At 35.5% G+C, this 14049-nt stretch carries 13 protein-coding genes; 5 read left to right on the top strand and 8 right to left on the bottom strand.

The window, feature by feature from the left end:
• Positions 1 to 126: 126 nt before the first annotated feature.
• A complete protein-coding gene (locus F6K27_RS29270) occupies positions 127 to 483 on the top strand; it encodes a Uma2 family endonuclease (RefSeq protein ID WP_353736089.1) in 357 nt (118 codons plus the stop codon).
• 81 nt (positions 484 to 564) lie between these two features.
• On the opposite strand, the gene dxs is transcribed toward F6K27_RS29270, so the two are convergent.
• The 3 genes from dxs to F6K27_RS29255 form a co-directional block, all read right to left on the bottom strand.
• On the bottom strand, positions 565 to 2472 hold the full coding sequence (gene dxs / locus F6K27_RS29265) for a 1-deoxy-D-xylulose-5-phosphate synthase (protein WP_287279456.1): 1908 nt from the start codon (positions 2470 to 2472) through the stop codon (positions 565 to 567).
• A gap of 193 nt (positions 2473 to 2665) precedes the next feature.
• Positions 2666 to 3544: a glycosyltransferase family 2 protein gene (locus F6K27_RS29260; RefSeq protein WP_287279455.1), complete on the bottom strand. Its 879-nt coding sequence runs from the start codon at positions 3542 to 3544 to the stop codon at positions 2666 to 2668.
• A 212-nt stretch (positions 3545 to 3756) separates the two neighbouring features.
• Positions 3757 to 4590: an HpsJ family protein gene (locus tag F6K27_RS29255; RefSeq protein ID WP_287279454.1), complete on the bottom strand. Its 834-nt coding sequence runs from the start codon at positions 4588 to 4590 to the stop codon at positions 3757 to 3759.
• Positions 4591 to 5128: 538 nt separating this feature from the next.
• Here F6K27_RS29255 and F6K27_RS29250 point away from each other — a divergent pair.
• The 4 genes from F6K27_RS29250 (at position 5129) to F6K27_RS29235 (ending at position 8239) form a co-directional block, all read left to right on the top strand.
• Positions 5129 to 5824, top strand: coding sequence for a response regulator transcription factor (locus F6K27_RS29250; RefSeq protein ID WP_287279453.1), 696 nt, complete (start codon positions 5129 to 5131; stop codon positions 5822 to 5824).
• 16 nt (positions 5825 to 5840) lie between these two features.
• The gene (rfaE2, locus tag F6K27_RS29245; protein ID WP_287279452.1) at positions 5841 to 6347 is read left to right on the top strand and encodes a D-glycero-beta-D-manno-heptose 1-phosphate adenylyltransferase; all 507 of its coding nucleotides are present in this window, start codon (positions 5841 to 5843) and stop codon (positions 6345 to 6347) included.
• Between the two features lie 268 nt (positions 6348 to 6615).
• Complete coding sequence (locus tag F6K27_RS29240) at positions 6616 to 7335, top strand: GUN4 domain-containing protein (RefSeq protein ID WP_287279451.1); 720 nt, start codon at positions 6616 to 6618, stop codon at positions 7333 to 7335.
• 433 nt (positions 7336 to 7768) lie between these two features.
• Positions 7769 to 8239, top strand: coding sequence for a GNAT family N-acetyltransferase (locus F6K27_RS29235; RefSeq protein WP_287279450.1), 471 nt, complete (start codon positions 7769 to 7771; stop codon positions 8237 to 8239).
• On the opposite strand, the gene F6K27_RS29230 is transcribed toward F6K27_RS29235, so the two are convergent.
• The 5 genes from F6K27_RS29230 to F6K27_RS29210 form a co-directional block, all read right to left on the bottom strand.
• Positions 8193 to 9203 (bottom strand): sucrase ferredoxin, encoded by a 1011-nt coding sequence (locus F6K27_RS29230; RefSeq protein WP_287279449.1) that lies wholly within the window; start codon positions 9201 to 9203, stop codon positions 8193 to 8195. The two genes, F6K27_RS29235 and F6K27_RS29230, sit on opposite strands and share 47 nt — an antisense overlap.
• A 2-nt stretch (positions 9204 to 9205) precedes the next feature.
• The gene (locus F6K27_RS29225; RefSeq protein ID WP_287279448.1) at positions 9206 to 10366 is read right to left on the bottom strand and encodes a cupin domain-containing protein; all 1161 of its coding nucleotides are present in this window, start codon (positions 10364 to 10366) and stop codon (positions 9206 to 9208) included.
• Between the two features lie 705 nt (positions 10367 to 11071).
• Complete coding sequence (locus F6K27_RS29220) at positions 11072 to 11263, bottom strand: hypothetical protein (RefSeq protein WP_287279447.1); 192 nt, start codon at positions 11261 to 11263, stop codon at positions 11072 to 11074.
• 206 nt (positions 11264 to 11469) lie between these two features.
• The gene (locus tag F6K27_RS29215) at positions 11470 to 12813 is read right to left on the bottom strand and encodes a TRAP transporter large permease subunit (protein WP_287279446.1); all 1344 of its coding nucleotides are present in this window, start codon (positions 12811 to 12813) and stop codon (positions 11470 to 11472) included.
• Positions 12797 to 13360 carry a TRAP transporter small permease subunit gene (locus tag F6K27_RS29210; protein WP_287279457.1) on the bottom strand — a complete coding sequence of 188 codons (564 nt, stop codon included), beginning with the start codon at positions 13358 to 13360 and terminating at the stop codon, positions 12797 to 12799. The genes F6K27_RS29215 and F6K27_RS29210 overlap by 17 nt, the downstream gene beginning before the upstream one ends.
• Positions 13361 to 14049: the final 689 nt, after the last annotated feature.

The following is a 14049-nucleotide window of genomic DNA, read 5'->3' as shown; positions in this document are numbered from 1 at the left end:
CCTTACGGTTTAGTCCAGTCAATGCCCGCACTGAGGCGGTCTTCTTTTAGCACCCGATTAAGATCTAACATTGTCCCATCTCAAACACCCTATTAACTTTACTTTACCTTATAAAGCGACAAGTCTATTGGCGAAAACGCAGAAATTATTCCCCCCGATACAACTATTGTCGATCTAGATGTTTATCCGCCTCCCGATCTAGTAATTGAAATTGCCAAAACCTCTTTTGCTGATGACATTGGCAGCAAACGAATGCTTTATGAAAAGCTCAATTTTACTGAATACTGGGTAGTAAATGTAACTGACGCTCAACTTATTGCTTTTGCTATCGCTTCTGGTGGGAGTAGAGCGATCGGCGAGTCACAAGTTTTACCCAAATTATCTTTTAGTTTACTTGAAGAAGCGTTGCGTCAGTGTCGAACAACAGGTCGTAGTCAAATATATACTTGGTTAATTAGCCAAATTCAAAATCTTGATGATTGAAAGATTATAGTGGTTTTCATGTGGTTAGAGCAGGACGTTCCATAGAACGTCCCTACTATTCAAGAATTTCTCACAGAAATATTAAACGTTAACCGTTGATAACTTCGACTTAAAACTTTGCAAAATACGTTCTGCCATCTGCGAGGGAGTCAAACCTAAATCTGCCTTCGACTCATCAGGTTTAGCATGATCCACTAACTTATCGGGTACACCCAAACGTAACACAGGTACGATTACATTATTATCCATCAATGCTTCCGTAACTGCCGAACCAAAACCACCCATTAAACAGCCTTCCTCCATAGTCACAACTTTTCCGATGCGTTGTGCCAAAGGCAAAATTAATTCTGTGTCCAAAGGCTTGACAAAACGAGCATTTACCACTGTAGCTGCAATACCATGTTCGCTGAGAATTTCGGCAGTTTGCACGGCAGGATGTACCATCGAACCATAGCCCAATATCAAAACATCATCGCCATTACGGAGAATTTCACCCTTACCAATAGGAATAGCTTCCCAACCCTCTTCCATTAATGGCACACCATAACCATTACCACGAGGATACCGCATCGCAATAGGACCATTTGTATAGTTAATCCCAGTAACCACCATCCGTTGCAACTCACCCTCATCTTTAGGTGCCATGATTACCATATTGGGGATACAACGTAAATAGGCAATATCATACATTCCCTGGTGAGTAGGGCCATCAGATCCCACAATTCCAGCGCGGTCTAAACAGAAGAACACAGGTAACTTTTGAATACAAACATCATGGATAATTTGGTCATAAGCTCGTTGCAGGAAAGTCGAGTAAATACCCGCCACAGGTCGCATCCCTTCACAAGCTAACCCCGCAGCTAGAGTCACAGCGTGTTGTTCGGCAATGCCAACATCAATATATTGTTTTGGCAACTTAGCATGAAGTTTATCCAGACAGGTACCAGTTCCCATGGCAGCAGTAATACCGATAATTTTAGGATTATTTTCGGCAAGTTTAACCAGGGTATGGGCAAAAACTTTAGAGTATTTGGGAGGCTTTGGCTTGTTTGCTGGTAAAGCTTTGCCAGTAGCTAGATTAAAGGGATTTTGAGCATGATAGCCGACTTGATCTTCTTCTGCCACCGCATATCCTTTACCCTTAGTTGTAGAAACATGAACTAATACAGGCCCAGGAATTTCGTGAGCTTGCTTGAAGGTTGTAATTAGTTCTTCTAAGTTATGTCCATCAACAGGACCAATATAAGTGAAGCCCAATTCTTCAATAACTGCTCCCACTTTTGATACTGCCAAACGCTTCATCCCTTCTTTGAGCCTTTCCATTTCTGGTGTAAAGGTTTCACCTACAAAGGGAATATGTTTGAATTGTTCTTCTAAATTATCTTTGAGAAACTGGATTGGTGGAGAGAGGCGCATTTTGTTAAGATAGCGAGAAATAGCTCCCACATTAGGAGAGATGGACATCTCATTATCATTTAGCACTACCAGCATATTAGTTTTAGGTAAGTGACCTGCATGGTTAATAGCTTCTAAGGCCATACCACCAGTTAGAGCGCCATCACCGATAATTGCTGCTACCTTAAAATTCTCTCCTTTCATATCTCTAGCCAAGGCCATTCCTAAAGCAGCAGAGATACTTGTAGAAGCATGACCCGCACCGAAATGGTCGAATTTGCTTTCACAACGTTTTAGATAACCTGCCACCCCATCTTTTTGCCGCAAGGTATGGAAATTGTGATATCGACCCGTGATAATTTTGTGGGGATAAGCTTGGTGGCCGACATCCCATAGGACTTTGTCCCGATCGAGATCGAGAGTTTGGTAGAGACCCAGGGTCAGTTCTACTACTCCTAATCCCGGACCTAGATGTCCTCCACTGGTGGCAACAGTTTCTAGATGTTTTTCTCTTATTTGTCTAGCAATTTCTTCTAATTGATGAATTGAAAGACCGTGCAACTGGTTAGGATGAGAAATTTCGCTCAGATGCATACTTTAAATTTATTTAGGTTTTGTGTAGATTTACGATTTTTACTGGGGAATATTGACGATTAATTTTGATTTACCTTGCAATACTCAAGTTATGAATCAGCCTTTGTGGGTGGGGCTACATAATATAATCAGTAAACTCAACAACTTAATCACTATAGCTATTTAGCAGTTGTTCCAATGGTTAAGTTATATTTCACCCTTGTGCCTCTATTTCTACTTTTGATGAATTGGCATCGATGACTGAAGTTAATGATGGTACAGGCATATTTTTTATTTCCCAGACTTTAATTAGTATGAGATATTCGTAGAAAGCTTGCAAGGTACACCAAGCCAATCCTGCTTGGCCATCAAGAAATCCTTTCAGGAAAATATACATATATATGAAGCGAATTACTGGTCTAAAGGGCAAGCGTAAGGACAAATCTTTGAGGGCACGTCTTCTGTCTACTTCTGATGCTCCAAAAAATAGATTTTTCCAAGATATTTTTCCTGTTTCCAGTTGTTTAACTGTTTCTGCTGCTTCATCTGTAGAATAGCGATTGTGCTTTTCTATCCACCGAGAAATTCCTTTGCTGCAGGTGTAGTGGGGATAAGTTTCTTTCAAAAAACTTGTGGGACCGTCAAAAACTTCTCTTTCTGTGTGACCATAATCGGTAAACCATACTTTGTCTTTACGAAATAGGCGCATCTGGTACCGGGGATATTGTGTGCTGTTGCGAATCCAAGTCCCCATAAACATCACCCGTTCTGCAACATAATACCCAATATATTCTTGACTTTTTATTACTTCTAGACATTCGTTGAATAATTCCGGGGTCATTCGTTCATCTGCTTCTAGGATATAGACCCATTCGTATTTTGTAGGAACTTCCTGTAGCATCCATGTTCGTTGTTTTCCATGGCTTTCAAATTTATGTGAAACTATTCGTACATTATAAGATTTTGCTATTTCTACAGTCCGATCGCTACTTAAGGAGTCTACTATTATAATGTCATCTGACAACATTGCTGACCCAATACAAGCTGCGATATCTATCTCTTCGTTGTAAGTCAGTATATAAATTGAGAACATTCGGTAAATTTTAGTAACTGCTCTTTGTTATTAAGCTCGTAAATGCGGAAATGAAATTATGATATTCAAAGGTAGGGCATTGATCATTGCGATCAACTGTCAACTTAAATCCTTACTGGTAAAAATTAGCTCTTACTGCCCTACCTAATTATTTAAAGTTCTTATCTCTAAATACTGTAAATATTGTGAGATATTATTTTGCATTCAATTAACTATCTAGCAGGATTTTGGCGACGTCCTTTACCTTTAATAATTCCCATATTTTTTAAACCTGTCCAACCAATCATAATGTAGCCTACTGCTAAAAGTAAACTGCTAAAACCTGTTCTAACACTTGATTTAAAAGAATTGCTGTTAGCTTGTTCTTCTAATTCTTGTTTGCGAGTACGAATTCTAGTTAAAAGTTGAGTTGGTAATTGTTGTGCCTGACGATTGAGAAATTCATCTATAATTTGAGGATTTTCTTTTGATTGTTCTAACAAGCTTTTCACTTGCTCTGATAATTGTTCATTTTCTAACGCTTCATTCAGCCTAGTTTCATCTCCTAACAAAGTACTAAATTGATTTTTTAATTGACTTTGTCTTTGTTGTATCTGATTTTGAAATTCGCTGGTACTGACACGAGCTTCTAATTGTGTTTCAGCTGTACTTGCTTGCTGATTTATTCGTTCAATGGCCTCTGCCCGAGCTAGACGAGTATTATTTAAATGTAGAGGAAATAGTAACAAATATATTAGTCCTAATAAGCTGGCTAGTAAAAGTCCCCAAAATCTCAAATCTAATATAGAGGATGTGGAGTGATCTTGAAGGCCAGAATTACTGGTTACCCAATAGCCTGTAAATAATAAGGCCATTCCTACCATAGGAATAATTCCTCGATCAACTAACTGTGTCACTAGACCAATTTGCCATGCTCTACTACTTATATTGAAAGGAATTGACAATACTACAAAGTCAAGTAGAGAAGACAAAATCATAATTATCCCTACTATTGTAAGAGTCCTAGCAGCTATTGAGGAATATTGACGAATGTTTGTTGCTTTCATGGCATTTTACTAAATTATAAAATTATCGTTCATTTGTGGGTATAGCGGGTCTTAAATTCTGAGGATGCACTCTACTACTGATGGTACTGAAGTATATATTGTGTAATAATGGTCTATAAATAGTCCAAATTGCTACTACTCTTTACAAGACCCAGTTTTGTTACTTGACTAAGCTTATTTTAACAGTTTTATTTTTGATATTCAAACCTATCATATTGACTTTTTTATAGTAATGTTCAAATAAATTAGGTAAGATTTCGTATTAAGTTAAATAACAATCTCAAAAAAATTAATTGATTCAGTAATTGTTAAAAAAAAGAAATAATGCTAAAAACTACAGCCGACAAAAAAAATACTAATGAAAATCACAAATATAGTCATTTCAGTTTAGATTGAGACAAGGGTTTCTTGCCTTGAAAGACTTTCAGCAGAAAAAGTGTTTCATTCTTATTTGAAATTACTATATCTACTATTATATCATTTAAAAAAAAGATATTATTCTAGTATAAATGGGTAAACGAGGAGGATTAAATCAGCAATGAACGATAACATTGAGAACAAGAAACAAATACTAATAGTAGATGATGAAGACAGCTTAAGAATTCTATTAAAACGACATCTAGAATTACAAGGATATGAGGTCAAAGATACAAATTCTGGTTTAGATGCACTATCAATATTAGAACAATTAAATCCGGATTTAATTGTTTCTGATATAATGATGCCACAAATGGATGGTTTGGAATTTTGTCAACGTTTACGCTCTAGTGATTTAGGTAAATTAGTACCATTTATATTTCTATCGAGTAAAGGAGAGTTAGAAGACAGAATTTTGGGTTTATCTATGGGAGCAGATGACTATATAAATAAGCCTGTTGAAATGCGAGAATTGGTAGCAAAAATTGAGGCTCAATTAGACCGTTCTCGTCGAGTTCATTTGGAAATAAAAAAGCTTATTGAAAAGCATCTAACTCAAACAACAAAATCTCAGGAAATCCCCGAACCACTACCTCTAACTCCAGCAGAAGAAAGAGTTTTTTGGGAAGTAGCTCAAGGTTTGACAAATAAACAGATCAGCGATCGCCTATTTATTAGTCCTCGAACTGTACAAACTCATTTGAGTAAAATAATGAGAAAGCTAAGTTTAGAAAATCGCTCCCAGTTGGTTCGTTATGCTTTTGAAAATGGATATCAAGTACCTACTAGACAAAACGTCAATGAAGATCAAACATAAAGATAAATATTAAAGAATGGACTCCCAAAAACTAATTTCTGGTTTGTACAATTTAATTGAACTAGAACAGACAATCAATTTTCAACCAACTGATTGGCGGCCTTTAGTATTTACAAATGGATGCTTTGATCTACTTCATACAGGACATATTCGCTATTTATGGGCAGCTAAATCTTTGGGACGCTCGCTAATAGTAGGGTTAAATAGTGATCGATCGGTACAAAAAATTAAGCCACAACAATCGGGATATCCTGTGCGGCCAATTATTCCCCAAGACCAACGGGCAGAAGTTTTAGTCGCTCTGAAACCAGTGGACGGAGTAGTAATGTTTGATGAAACGACTGCTACTCATCTGATAGAACGGCTGAAACCTGATATCTATGTTAAAGGTGGGGACTATTCGGTTGAAACATTACCCGAAGCATCAATAGTTATGGGATATGGTGGTAAAATTTCTTTAGTTCAAATAGAAGTTTCGACTTCCACTACTGCAATTATTAATCGTATTTTAGATAATAAATAGTTGTAAATTACCAATTAATATGAAATACTAAGATTTTGGCTACAAATACGCACGGCTGTTTCCAGGAGTCAGGTAGGGGATCCATCAGTAGGGCGACGTACAGGAGGGCCGAGTTAGTAGGAAAAACCTACATATCATTTATTAGAGTAAAACTCTGTTTTTAGTCAAATCGACATTTCTGGGTAAAGTTTTTTAACCAGCTAAATTATTCGTAGCATTCTTTTTTATATTTCATATAACTTCAAAAGCTGAAATACACAGTAATTTTATGACAGAATCAAGGATTAATTCTACAACAAACGCTTCATCTAATATAGCTGAACTGCAGTCTCAATTAGAATCTGGTTCTGAAAAAAAACAGCTACAAGTAATTCCTATTTTGGCCCAAGCAGGGAATGATGGTTGGCAAATATTAATGGAATTTTTACAAGCACAAAAATCAGATTCACCTACTATAATTTCAGGAAAAATATACCAAGTTTTACATCAAATAGATTCATCGAAAGTTGATGAATTTATAAATAAAAACTTTCCTCTAGGAATTGTACCGATAAAATCAGAATCTAATGTTGACTATAGTCATATACAAGTCAAACTAGCTCATCAAGATTTTTTAGAAGCTGATAAATTAACTATGCAAAAATTGTGTGAATTGGCAGGAGAGGCCGCTATACAAAGAAAATGGCTTTATTTTTCAGAAGTAGATAGTATTCCCATTCCAGATTTGCAGACTATTAATACTATGTGGTTGGTTTATTCAGAAGGTAAATTTGGGTATTCTGTACAGAGAGAAATGTGGTTAAGGGTAGGTAAAAATTGGGATCAGTTGCTGCCAAAAATTGGCTGGAAAAATGGCAATACTTGGACGAGATATCCAAATGAATTTACCTGGGATTTGAGTGCGCCAAAAGGCCATCTACCTCTATCCAATTTACTGCGTGGGGTACGAATGTTTGCATCTATATTATCTCATCCTGCTTGGTCTTGATAGAAATAGCGATCGCCTTCAATTAGGGTTTGCTGAAAAAGTTTTTTTCAGGAGTAGGGAAGTAGGGGAGTGGGGGAGTAGTTAGGAGAAGCGGAGAATAGAATTTAATTAGGAGGTAGTCGGAACAATTATTAGAGTGATTTTTCTGCAATTATTATGCCTTTTATGCTAACTTTTTGAGGGTTTTGGACTGAAAACCTGGTATTTTTTTCAACCCAAAAAAGGCTTTAGCCTATCTCAGTCAATGGTTTGAAATTTAATCGGTAAGCCATAATTAAAGAGGATGCATCTCAATAGGTACATCTCAATATTTGCAAAAATACTCTTTTTCTATATATTCCCTGTTGCCTGTTGCCTGTTGCCTGTTGCCTAAAAGCGATAAATTTTTGGCTTTATTCAAAATTGATATGCACCCATTGAAGATGCTTTAAAAATGCAAGAATTTCAGATTCGCTTAATTCAAAACCAACAAGAAAAAGATGCAATGTATTATCAACGTTGGTTAGTATTAAGAGCGCCAATAAATATGGAGATAGGAACAGAAAAAGATGAATATGAAGATAGTGCTTTACATATTATTGCTGTTTACAAACAAAAAATTATTGGTTCAGCTAGACTCCGGGAAATGTCTAAAGAATTAGGAAGTATTGCATATCTTTGCGTTTTGTCTGAATTTCAATCTCAGGGAATAGGAACATCTATAACCAAAAAAATTATTGAAATTGCCAAAGAAAAACAACTAAAACATTTGAGAGTAATGACTCGTCTCAGTGCTTCTAAGTTCTATAAAAGAATAGGTTTTATTGAAACTGGTGAGCCATTTCAATTTTTAGGCATACCCCATCAATTTATGTACTTTAACTTGCTTTTTTATGAGGATAATTTACAAGCACTTTCTCAGTAATTTTCCGTTCAATTGTGAAATTAATATGGCTAACATAATACTTAATAAATTCATAACTATTAGTAGCATCGCAGGAACCTTTAAGTTGAATAGTTTTACTTTCATCTTTGACTAACCTGCCTTGACAAGTATATCTAGATCCATCTGGTTTAACCACAGCTAATTCAGTTTGAATTAAAGTTCTATCAAAATTTATATCAAGGTCTAAAAAATTAATCTTATACTCAAACCATTCCCAACCATGGTGGAACATAAGTTCCCTTTCCAATGCCTGAATACAAGTTGGTAAAATACCCCAACCTCGATACACACCACCTAATAATTTAATATTGCCCGTTCGTAGCAAAATAGACTTAAAAGATTCCTGATCTAGTAAGCCATAATATCTACCATCAGGAAAATCAATCATAGTAGGTGCGAATCTATGGCCACCAAAGTGACTTGCTTTCCAAATCCTAGTATTTTTTATACCCAAATCAGAAATAGTTCTTTTAGCTTGCGTATAAAACGGATTACCATATTTAGCACAGCATTTGTCATGGCTACCGTGAGTACAAACTAACATATCCCTAATTTGATTTTCTTGAGCATTAACATCTAAATTATCCCCGACTAAATATTTTTGAATAACAGGAGCTATTTTTTCAGGATGATCTACATCAAATTCATATTTTTTGTAACCACTTACAAATAAAGTTTGCTCTTTTTCATAGATTAAAATTTTTCTATTATCTTGTCTTTGATTTTGATTTTGAGTAATTAGTAAAAATCTGACTGAAAGTTTAGATTTATTGACTTCTCTCATCAAAATCTCTAAGTTTTCCGGTAGATAACGAGACTCAAAAGCATTATAATCCCAAGGATAAGGGCACTCTATCAACACATATACTGAATAATTTGTACCACTTCCAATAATATCTTCATTTGCTTGTCGGCAAGCATCAGCGCAAAAAAATGTATTCATGTTTAAACTCCAGGTTCTACAAAAATAACTCTTTCATTAACTAACTTCGATAACATGGGCATAATATCTATTTCCCAATCATAATCTGGGAGTAAATTTATGACGTCTTTTCCAGTAAATGTTTCTCGACTAAATAAATTTTCAAGGAATTTTTCGGGTACTCCTTTTATAGATACTTCTTTACCAGAAACTATGATTTTATATTCATCTTCTTCCTCCGCTATTTGAGAAATTTTTAAACGTTGAAATTGAGGTATTTTAAACTTAGTTTCAATACCATTCGCAAATATATTAAATCCAGCTTGATATGGCAAAGCATATTGATAGATAGGTTTTCCCAAACTATCTAAATAGCTATAATATTCTTCGCTAATATTATGATTATTTATATACTGTTCTAAGTCCTTAATTAAGGTTTCTACACTTAGATTAAAAGAATTATTATCTATTCTTAAAGGTAGACTTTCTCTCCACTCTTCTCTGTGTTGTAATTTACAGATTAACCATTCCAATAGATCGATACCTGTTCTACTGTGAATACCTAAAGTTAGATGAATAGATGGTTCTTCTTTTGTAACTGCGTAATGCCAATGTCCGCGAGGTATATAAAGTACATCTCCTGGATGCAAAATACAACTTAAATAAGCTTCTTCTTCTGGTGGTTCAAGAGAGGATGATTTCTGATTTGGCAATGGATATTTTAAAGTGTCGGTGTAGACATACCATTGTTTGCTTCCTTCTACTTGCAGAATAAATACATCGTGAGTATCGTAGTGACGAGAAAAACCTTTTTTGCTAGACCAGGAACAATAAGCATTGACCTGAGTAGGATATCCTAACTCATAACTAAGTTTTGAGGCTAACATTGAAACCTCTGGAATCCTTTGATGAATTTGGTCTATGATTAAGGTCCCACCTTTGTGACACCATTGGGTAAGATTTCTATTTTCTTTGGCCTCCAGAACTTTTCCATCAAATGCCACGCGCACATCGGGATATTCTATTTGATGAAAGTTTAATAGATGGTTGAGTTTGTCCCATGAAAAAAGGTCTGTAAAATCTTTTTGTCCTTTACTGGAGATGGTGATCGCTTTCTTTGTCCAGTTGTTTTCCAGAAACTCTTCCTGGGGTAATGGCTGTATTAAATATTTTAGGCACGACATAATCGAGATTTTTTTCTATTAATTTTTGACAATAACTGTAAGATGGGTTTTTCCAGAATTCTTAACTTTCTTACTGAGATTATAAAGATACCTAAAATTGATTCTGTATTCTTTGATAGAACTGTATTAAATAGTTTAGGTACAAAAGAATTGATAATTTTTCCTATTAATTTTTTAACATAATCATAAATATAGTTTCTTTTATAGAATTCTTAAACTTTTTATATTATAAAGCTACCTAAAATTGGTTTTATATTTTTTAACAGATAGATAAAGTTGGAATACGTTGTAATCCTAACTCCTCACCAATAACTTTTTTTACTTGTTGCTCTTAGTATTTCAAGAGATTTTGAAACTATGAATACTATTTATAAAAAAAAATGCTTGATCTCTTCTATTGAGTTTACTATAGTATAGTTATTTCAAATAAAAATTAAACCTTTCTGTGGCAAGAAACCCTTGTCTCAATCTAAGCTGAAATGACTGTAAATACTTCTTGGACTATATAAATAAATATAATAAACGTAATTTTGAAAAAAAAATTATTCTAAATATTTTGATTAACGAGGGGTAAAGCTTTTACCGTTAGCTCTGTTTAGTTGTCACCACTTCAAGACTTACATGGCTAGTTAAAATAAGGGAAATAGGTAAGTCTTAACCCCTAAATATTCAAAACAAAAATTAAAAGACCTGAATACTTAACTATTAATGATGACGGTCGCCACCATCTGCATCAAAATTACGGTCGCCACCATCTGCATCAAAATTACGGTCGCCACCATCTGCATCAAAATTTAATCCTGATGTTAAGTTTTTTCCCTGTAACACAGGTATGTCTGTGACTTCTATTTGAATTTTACTAGGTCGAGCTTGCTGAACACTAAAACTCTGTGACATACTTTATCTCTCCAAATTTAGCTATATTTGTTCTGAATAACTCCCTATGAACTGGAGTTCAAAATCAGTATATATTAAATTCCTTAATTTATGCAATAGTTGAGAAAAATTTTTAATTATTTTGAAGCAACTCCTGGAGCTTGAACATTCCTTAAAAGAGCTGAAAAGTTTTATCTATATCAGCTCAAGCTTTTGAGGTGAAACCTTTATTTGCTTAATGATGGCAGAAAATTAACAATACCTGGAAAAGAAATAATTATAACTAATACCAATAACTGAAGTAAGATAAATTGAATAGCACCTCGATAAATCTCACCAGTAGTAACCTCTGGAGGTGCGACACCCCGTAGGTAAAATAGTGCAAATCCAAAGGGAGGCGTTAAAAAAGATGCTTGAAGATTAGCCCCCAATATTACACCGTACCAAACCAAATCAATTCCAAGTTGTTGAGCAACAGGTACAAATAAAGGTACAACAATAAAAGCAATCTCAAAAAAGTCGATAAAAAAACCAAGCAAAAAAACAATTGTCATACTGACAAATAAAAAACCTGTCGTTCCCCCAGGAAGATTAGAAAGTAAATCAAACATAAAGCGATCGCCCTCAACCCCTCGGAAAACTAAACTAAAAGCAGTTGACCCAAGAAGTATAAACATCACCATAGTAGTTGTCCTGAGAGTCACATCACATACCTTTCTCAAAGAAGTCCAACTAAATCGACCATTGGCCAGAGCCAGAGCGATCGCCCCCACACACCCTACTGCTCCAGCTTCAGTCGGCGTAGCAATACCGAAAAATATACTACCCAAAACCAGTAAAATTAATAATAATGGTGGAATCATTACTGTTAGCACCCTAATACCCAGAGCTTTACCTCCTAGACTGCGCACCTCTGAGGGTAAAGCAGGAGCAAGGTCTGGTCTAATAAAAGCAACAATTAGAACATGGAGAGCAAATGTTCCTGCCATTAGTAGGCCAGGCAAAATAGAGCCAATAAAAAGATCCCCAACAGAAATTCCTAGTTGGTCTGCCAATACTACCAAAACTACACTAGGAGGTATAATCTGTCCCAAAGTTCCCGATGCAACAATAACACCCGTCGCCAACTCTTTATTATACCCATACCGCAACATAATAGGTAAAGAAATTAACCCCATGGCCACCACCGTAGCAGCAACCACACCAGTAGTAGCAGCTAAAAGAGCGCCAACAATAACAACTGCCAGAGCTAAACCACCTCTAACTCGACCAAACAATATCCCCATCGTTTCCAACAGTTGTTCTGCAATGCCTGATTTTTCCAACATTGCCCCCATAAAAATAAAGTAGGGTATAGCCAACAAAGTATAGTTAGCCATAATACCAAAAATTCTTTGAGGCATTGCAGTCAGAAATATAGGGTCAAAAACTCCTAAACCAATACCTATTAAACCAAAGATTATTGCTACTCCACCTAGGGAAAAAGCTACAGGATAACCAAAGGAAAGAAACACCAATGCTCCTGCAAACATTGATGGACCAAGTAATTCAGATTCAAAACTCAGACTCATTAGACTCCTGACGGGGGGATAATTTAGATTTACCTGCAAAGACTACTAAATAATTTTTAATTGCTTCAGAAATTCCTTGAAGAAATAATAATACGAAGCTAACTATAATCATTGTTTTGATTGGGTAACGGGGTAATCCACCAGGGTCAGGAGAAGTTTCAAGGATAGCCCAAGAATTTACAACAGCACCCCAGGAAACTATCACTACAATAATGCTGAAAGGGATTAAGAACAATATTGTACCAATTAGGTTAACCAGAGCTTTTCTTTTCGGACTCCAATTAGTATAAAAAATGTCTACACGAACGTGTTCATTATGTTTTAGAGCATAAGCAGCACCCAGGAGAAAAACCAGGTCAAAAATATACCACTGAATTTCTATCAAAGCGTTGGAAGTTAAATTTTGACCAATGCTCCTACCTAGATAGCGTCCAATCACATTCCAAACACCAACCAGGACCATTAGTATAACTAACCAAGAAGTTAAACGCCCAATTAGTTCATTTAAGCGATCGATCATTCGAGACAAACGTCGCAGATTGATCATTGGAAACAAACGTCGTAGGAGCATTCCAGACAAACGTAGGAGTATTTTTTCCAATAGTTCTCCTCCTAAATTAATAGCTTGAAAATTAAGGTTACGGACATTTGACTTGGCTGTGAGTTAATTAATTTTATCAAAACGTTGGCAGAATAGCAGGCATATCCTTTAAAGCTAAAGCGAGGGTGAGGATGAATGCCAGTTAATATTAAGCTTCTACTAGCAATTTAATTTAAATTTATGCATAAGCTGGCCGAGCTAACATTTCAAGTCTGTGGAGTGACTATTAAGACTGGAAAGAGTTTCGACATTGTAGGTAGGTTCTATAAATAAAAAAGAAGAAAACCTAACTTGTGAGCCTTAGGAATCCCATATCGTTTCTCATCAGAATAATCTGTAGAGCACAAGGATATAAAAATCCAGATCTAAAAGCTTGAACAAAAAAGGGACATAGTTATTGAATGATTTTTCTGGCTGCAAAAATTTTTTTTATAAATTTCTAATTCATCAAAAGCTTACTGGCTAAGATATAGAGCCGTTATTTACCAAATTTAAATCCGGATTTCAGAAAAAAATTGAGAAAAGGGGTTGACATACCAAAGTAGAGTTGCTAGATTAGTAAATGCGCAGGGAGAGAGGCAAACACCTCCAACCAACGCCAGAACCTAGAAAACTCAATAGTTTGAAAGTTTTAC

Source organism: Okeania sp. SIO2F5, from assembly GCF_010692685.1.
Lineage (GTDB): Bacteria > Cyanobacteriota > Cyanobacteriia > Cyanobacteriales > Microcoleaceae > Okeania > Okeania hirsuta.
Note: the sequence above shows the minus strand (reverse complement) of the source record. Positions and strands in the feature narration are given on the sequence as shown.

Excerpts from the sequence above, each read along its gene's own strand:
- dxs (WP_287279456.1), bottom strand. The coding sequence starts at position 2,472 with ATGCATCTGAGCGAAATTTCTCATCCTAACCAGTTGCACGGTCTTTCA.
- F6K27_RS29260 (WP_287279455.1), bottom strand. The coding sequence starts at position 3,544 with ATGTTCTCAATTTATATACTGACTTACAACGAAGAGATAGATATCGCA.
- F6K27_RS29255 (WP_287279454.1), bottom strand. The coding sequence starts at position 4,590 with ATGAAAGCAACAAACATTCGTCAATATTCCTCAATAGCTGCTAGGACT.
- F6K27_RS29250 (WP_287279453.1), top strand. The coding sequence starts at position 5,129 with ATGAACGATAACATTGAGAACAAGAAACAAATACTAATAGTAGATGAT.
- rfaE2 (WP_287279452.1), top strand. The coding sequence starts at position 5,841 with ATGGACTCCCAAAAACTAATTTCTGGTTTGTACAATTTAATTGAACTA.
- F6K27_RS29240 (WP_287279451.1), top strand. The coding sequence starts at position 6,616 with ATGACAGAATCAAGGATTAATTCTACAACAAACGCTTCATCTAATATA.
- F6K27_RS29235 (WP_287279450.1), top strand. The coding sequence starts at position 7,769 with ATGCAAGAATTTCAGATTCGCTTAATTCAAAACCAACAAGAAAAAGAT.
- F6K27_RS29230 (WP_287279449.1), bottom strand. The coding sequence starts at position 9,203 with ATGAATACATTTTTTTGCGCTGATGCTTGCCGACAAGCAAATGAAGAT.
- F6K27_RS29225 (WP_287279448.1), bottom strand. The coding sequence starts at position 10,366 with ATGTCGTGCCTAAAATATTTAATACAGCCATTACCCCAGGAAGAGTTT.
- F6K27_RS29220 (WP_287279447.1), bottom strand. The coding sequence starts at position 11,263 with ATGTCACAGAGTTTTAGTGTTCAGCAAGCTCGACCTAGTAAAATTCAA.
- F6K27_RS29215 (WP_287279446.1), bottom strand. The coding sequence starts at position 12,813 with ATGAGTCTGAGTTTTGAATCTGAATTACTTGGTCCATCAATGTTTGCA.
- F6K27_RS29210 (WP_287279457.1), bottom strand. The coding sequence starts at position 13,360 with ATGATCAATCTGCGACGTTTGTCTCGAATGATCGATCGCTTAAATGAA.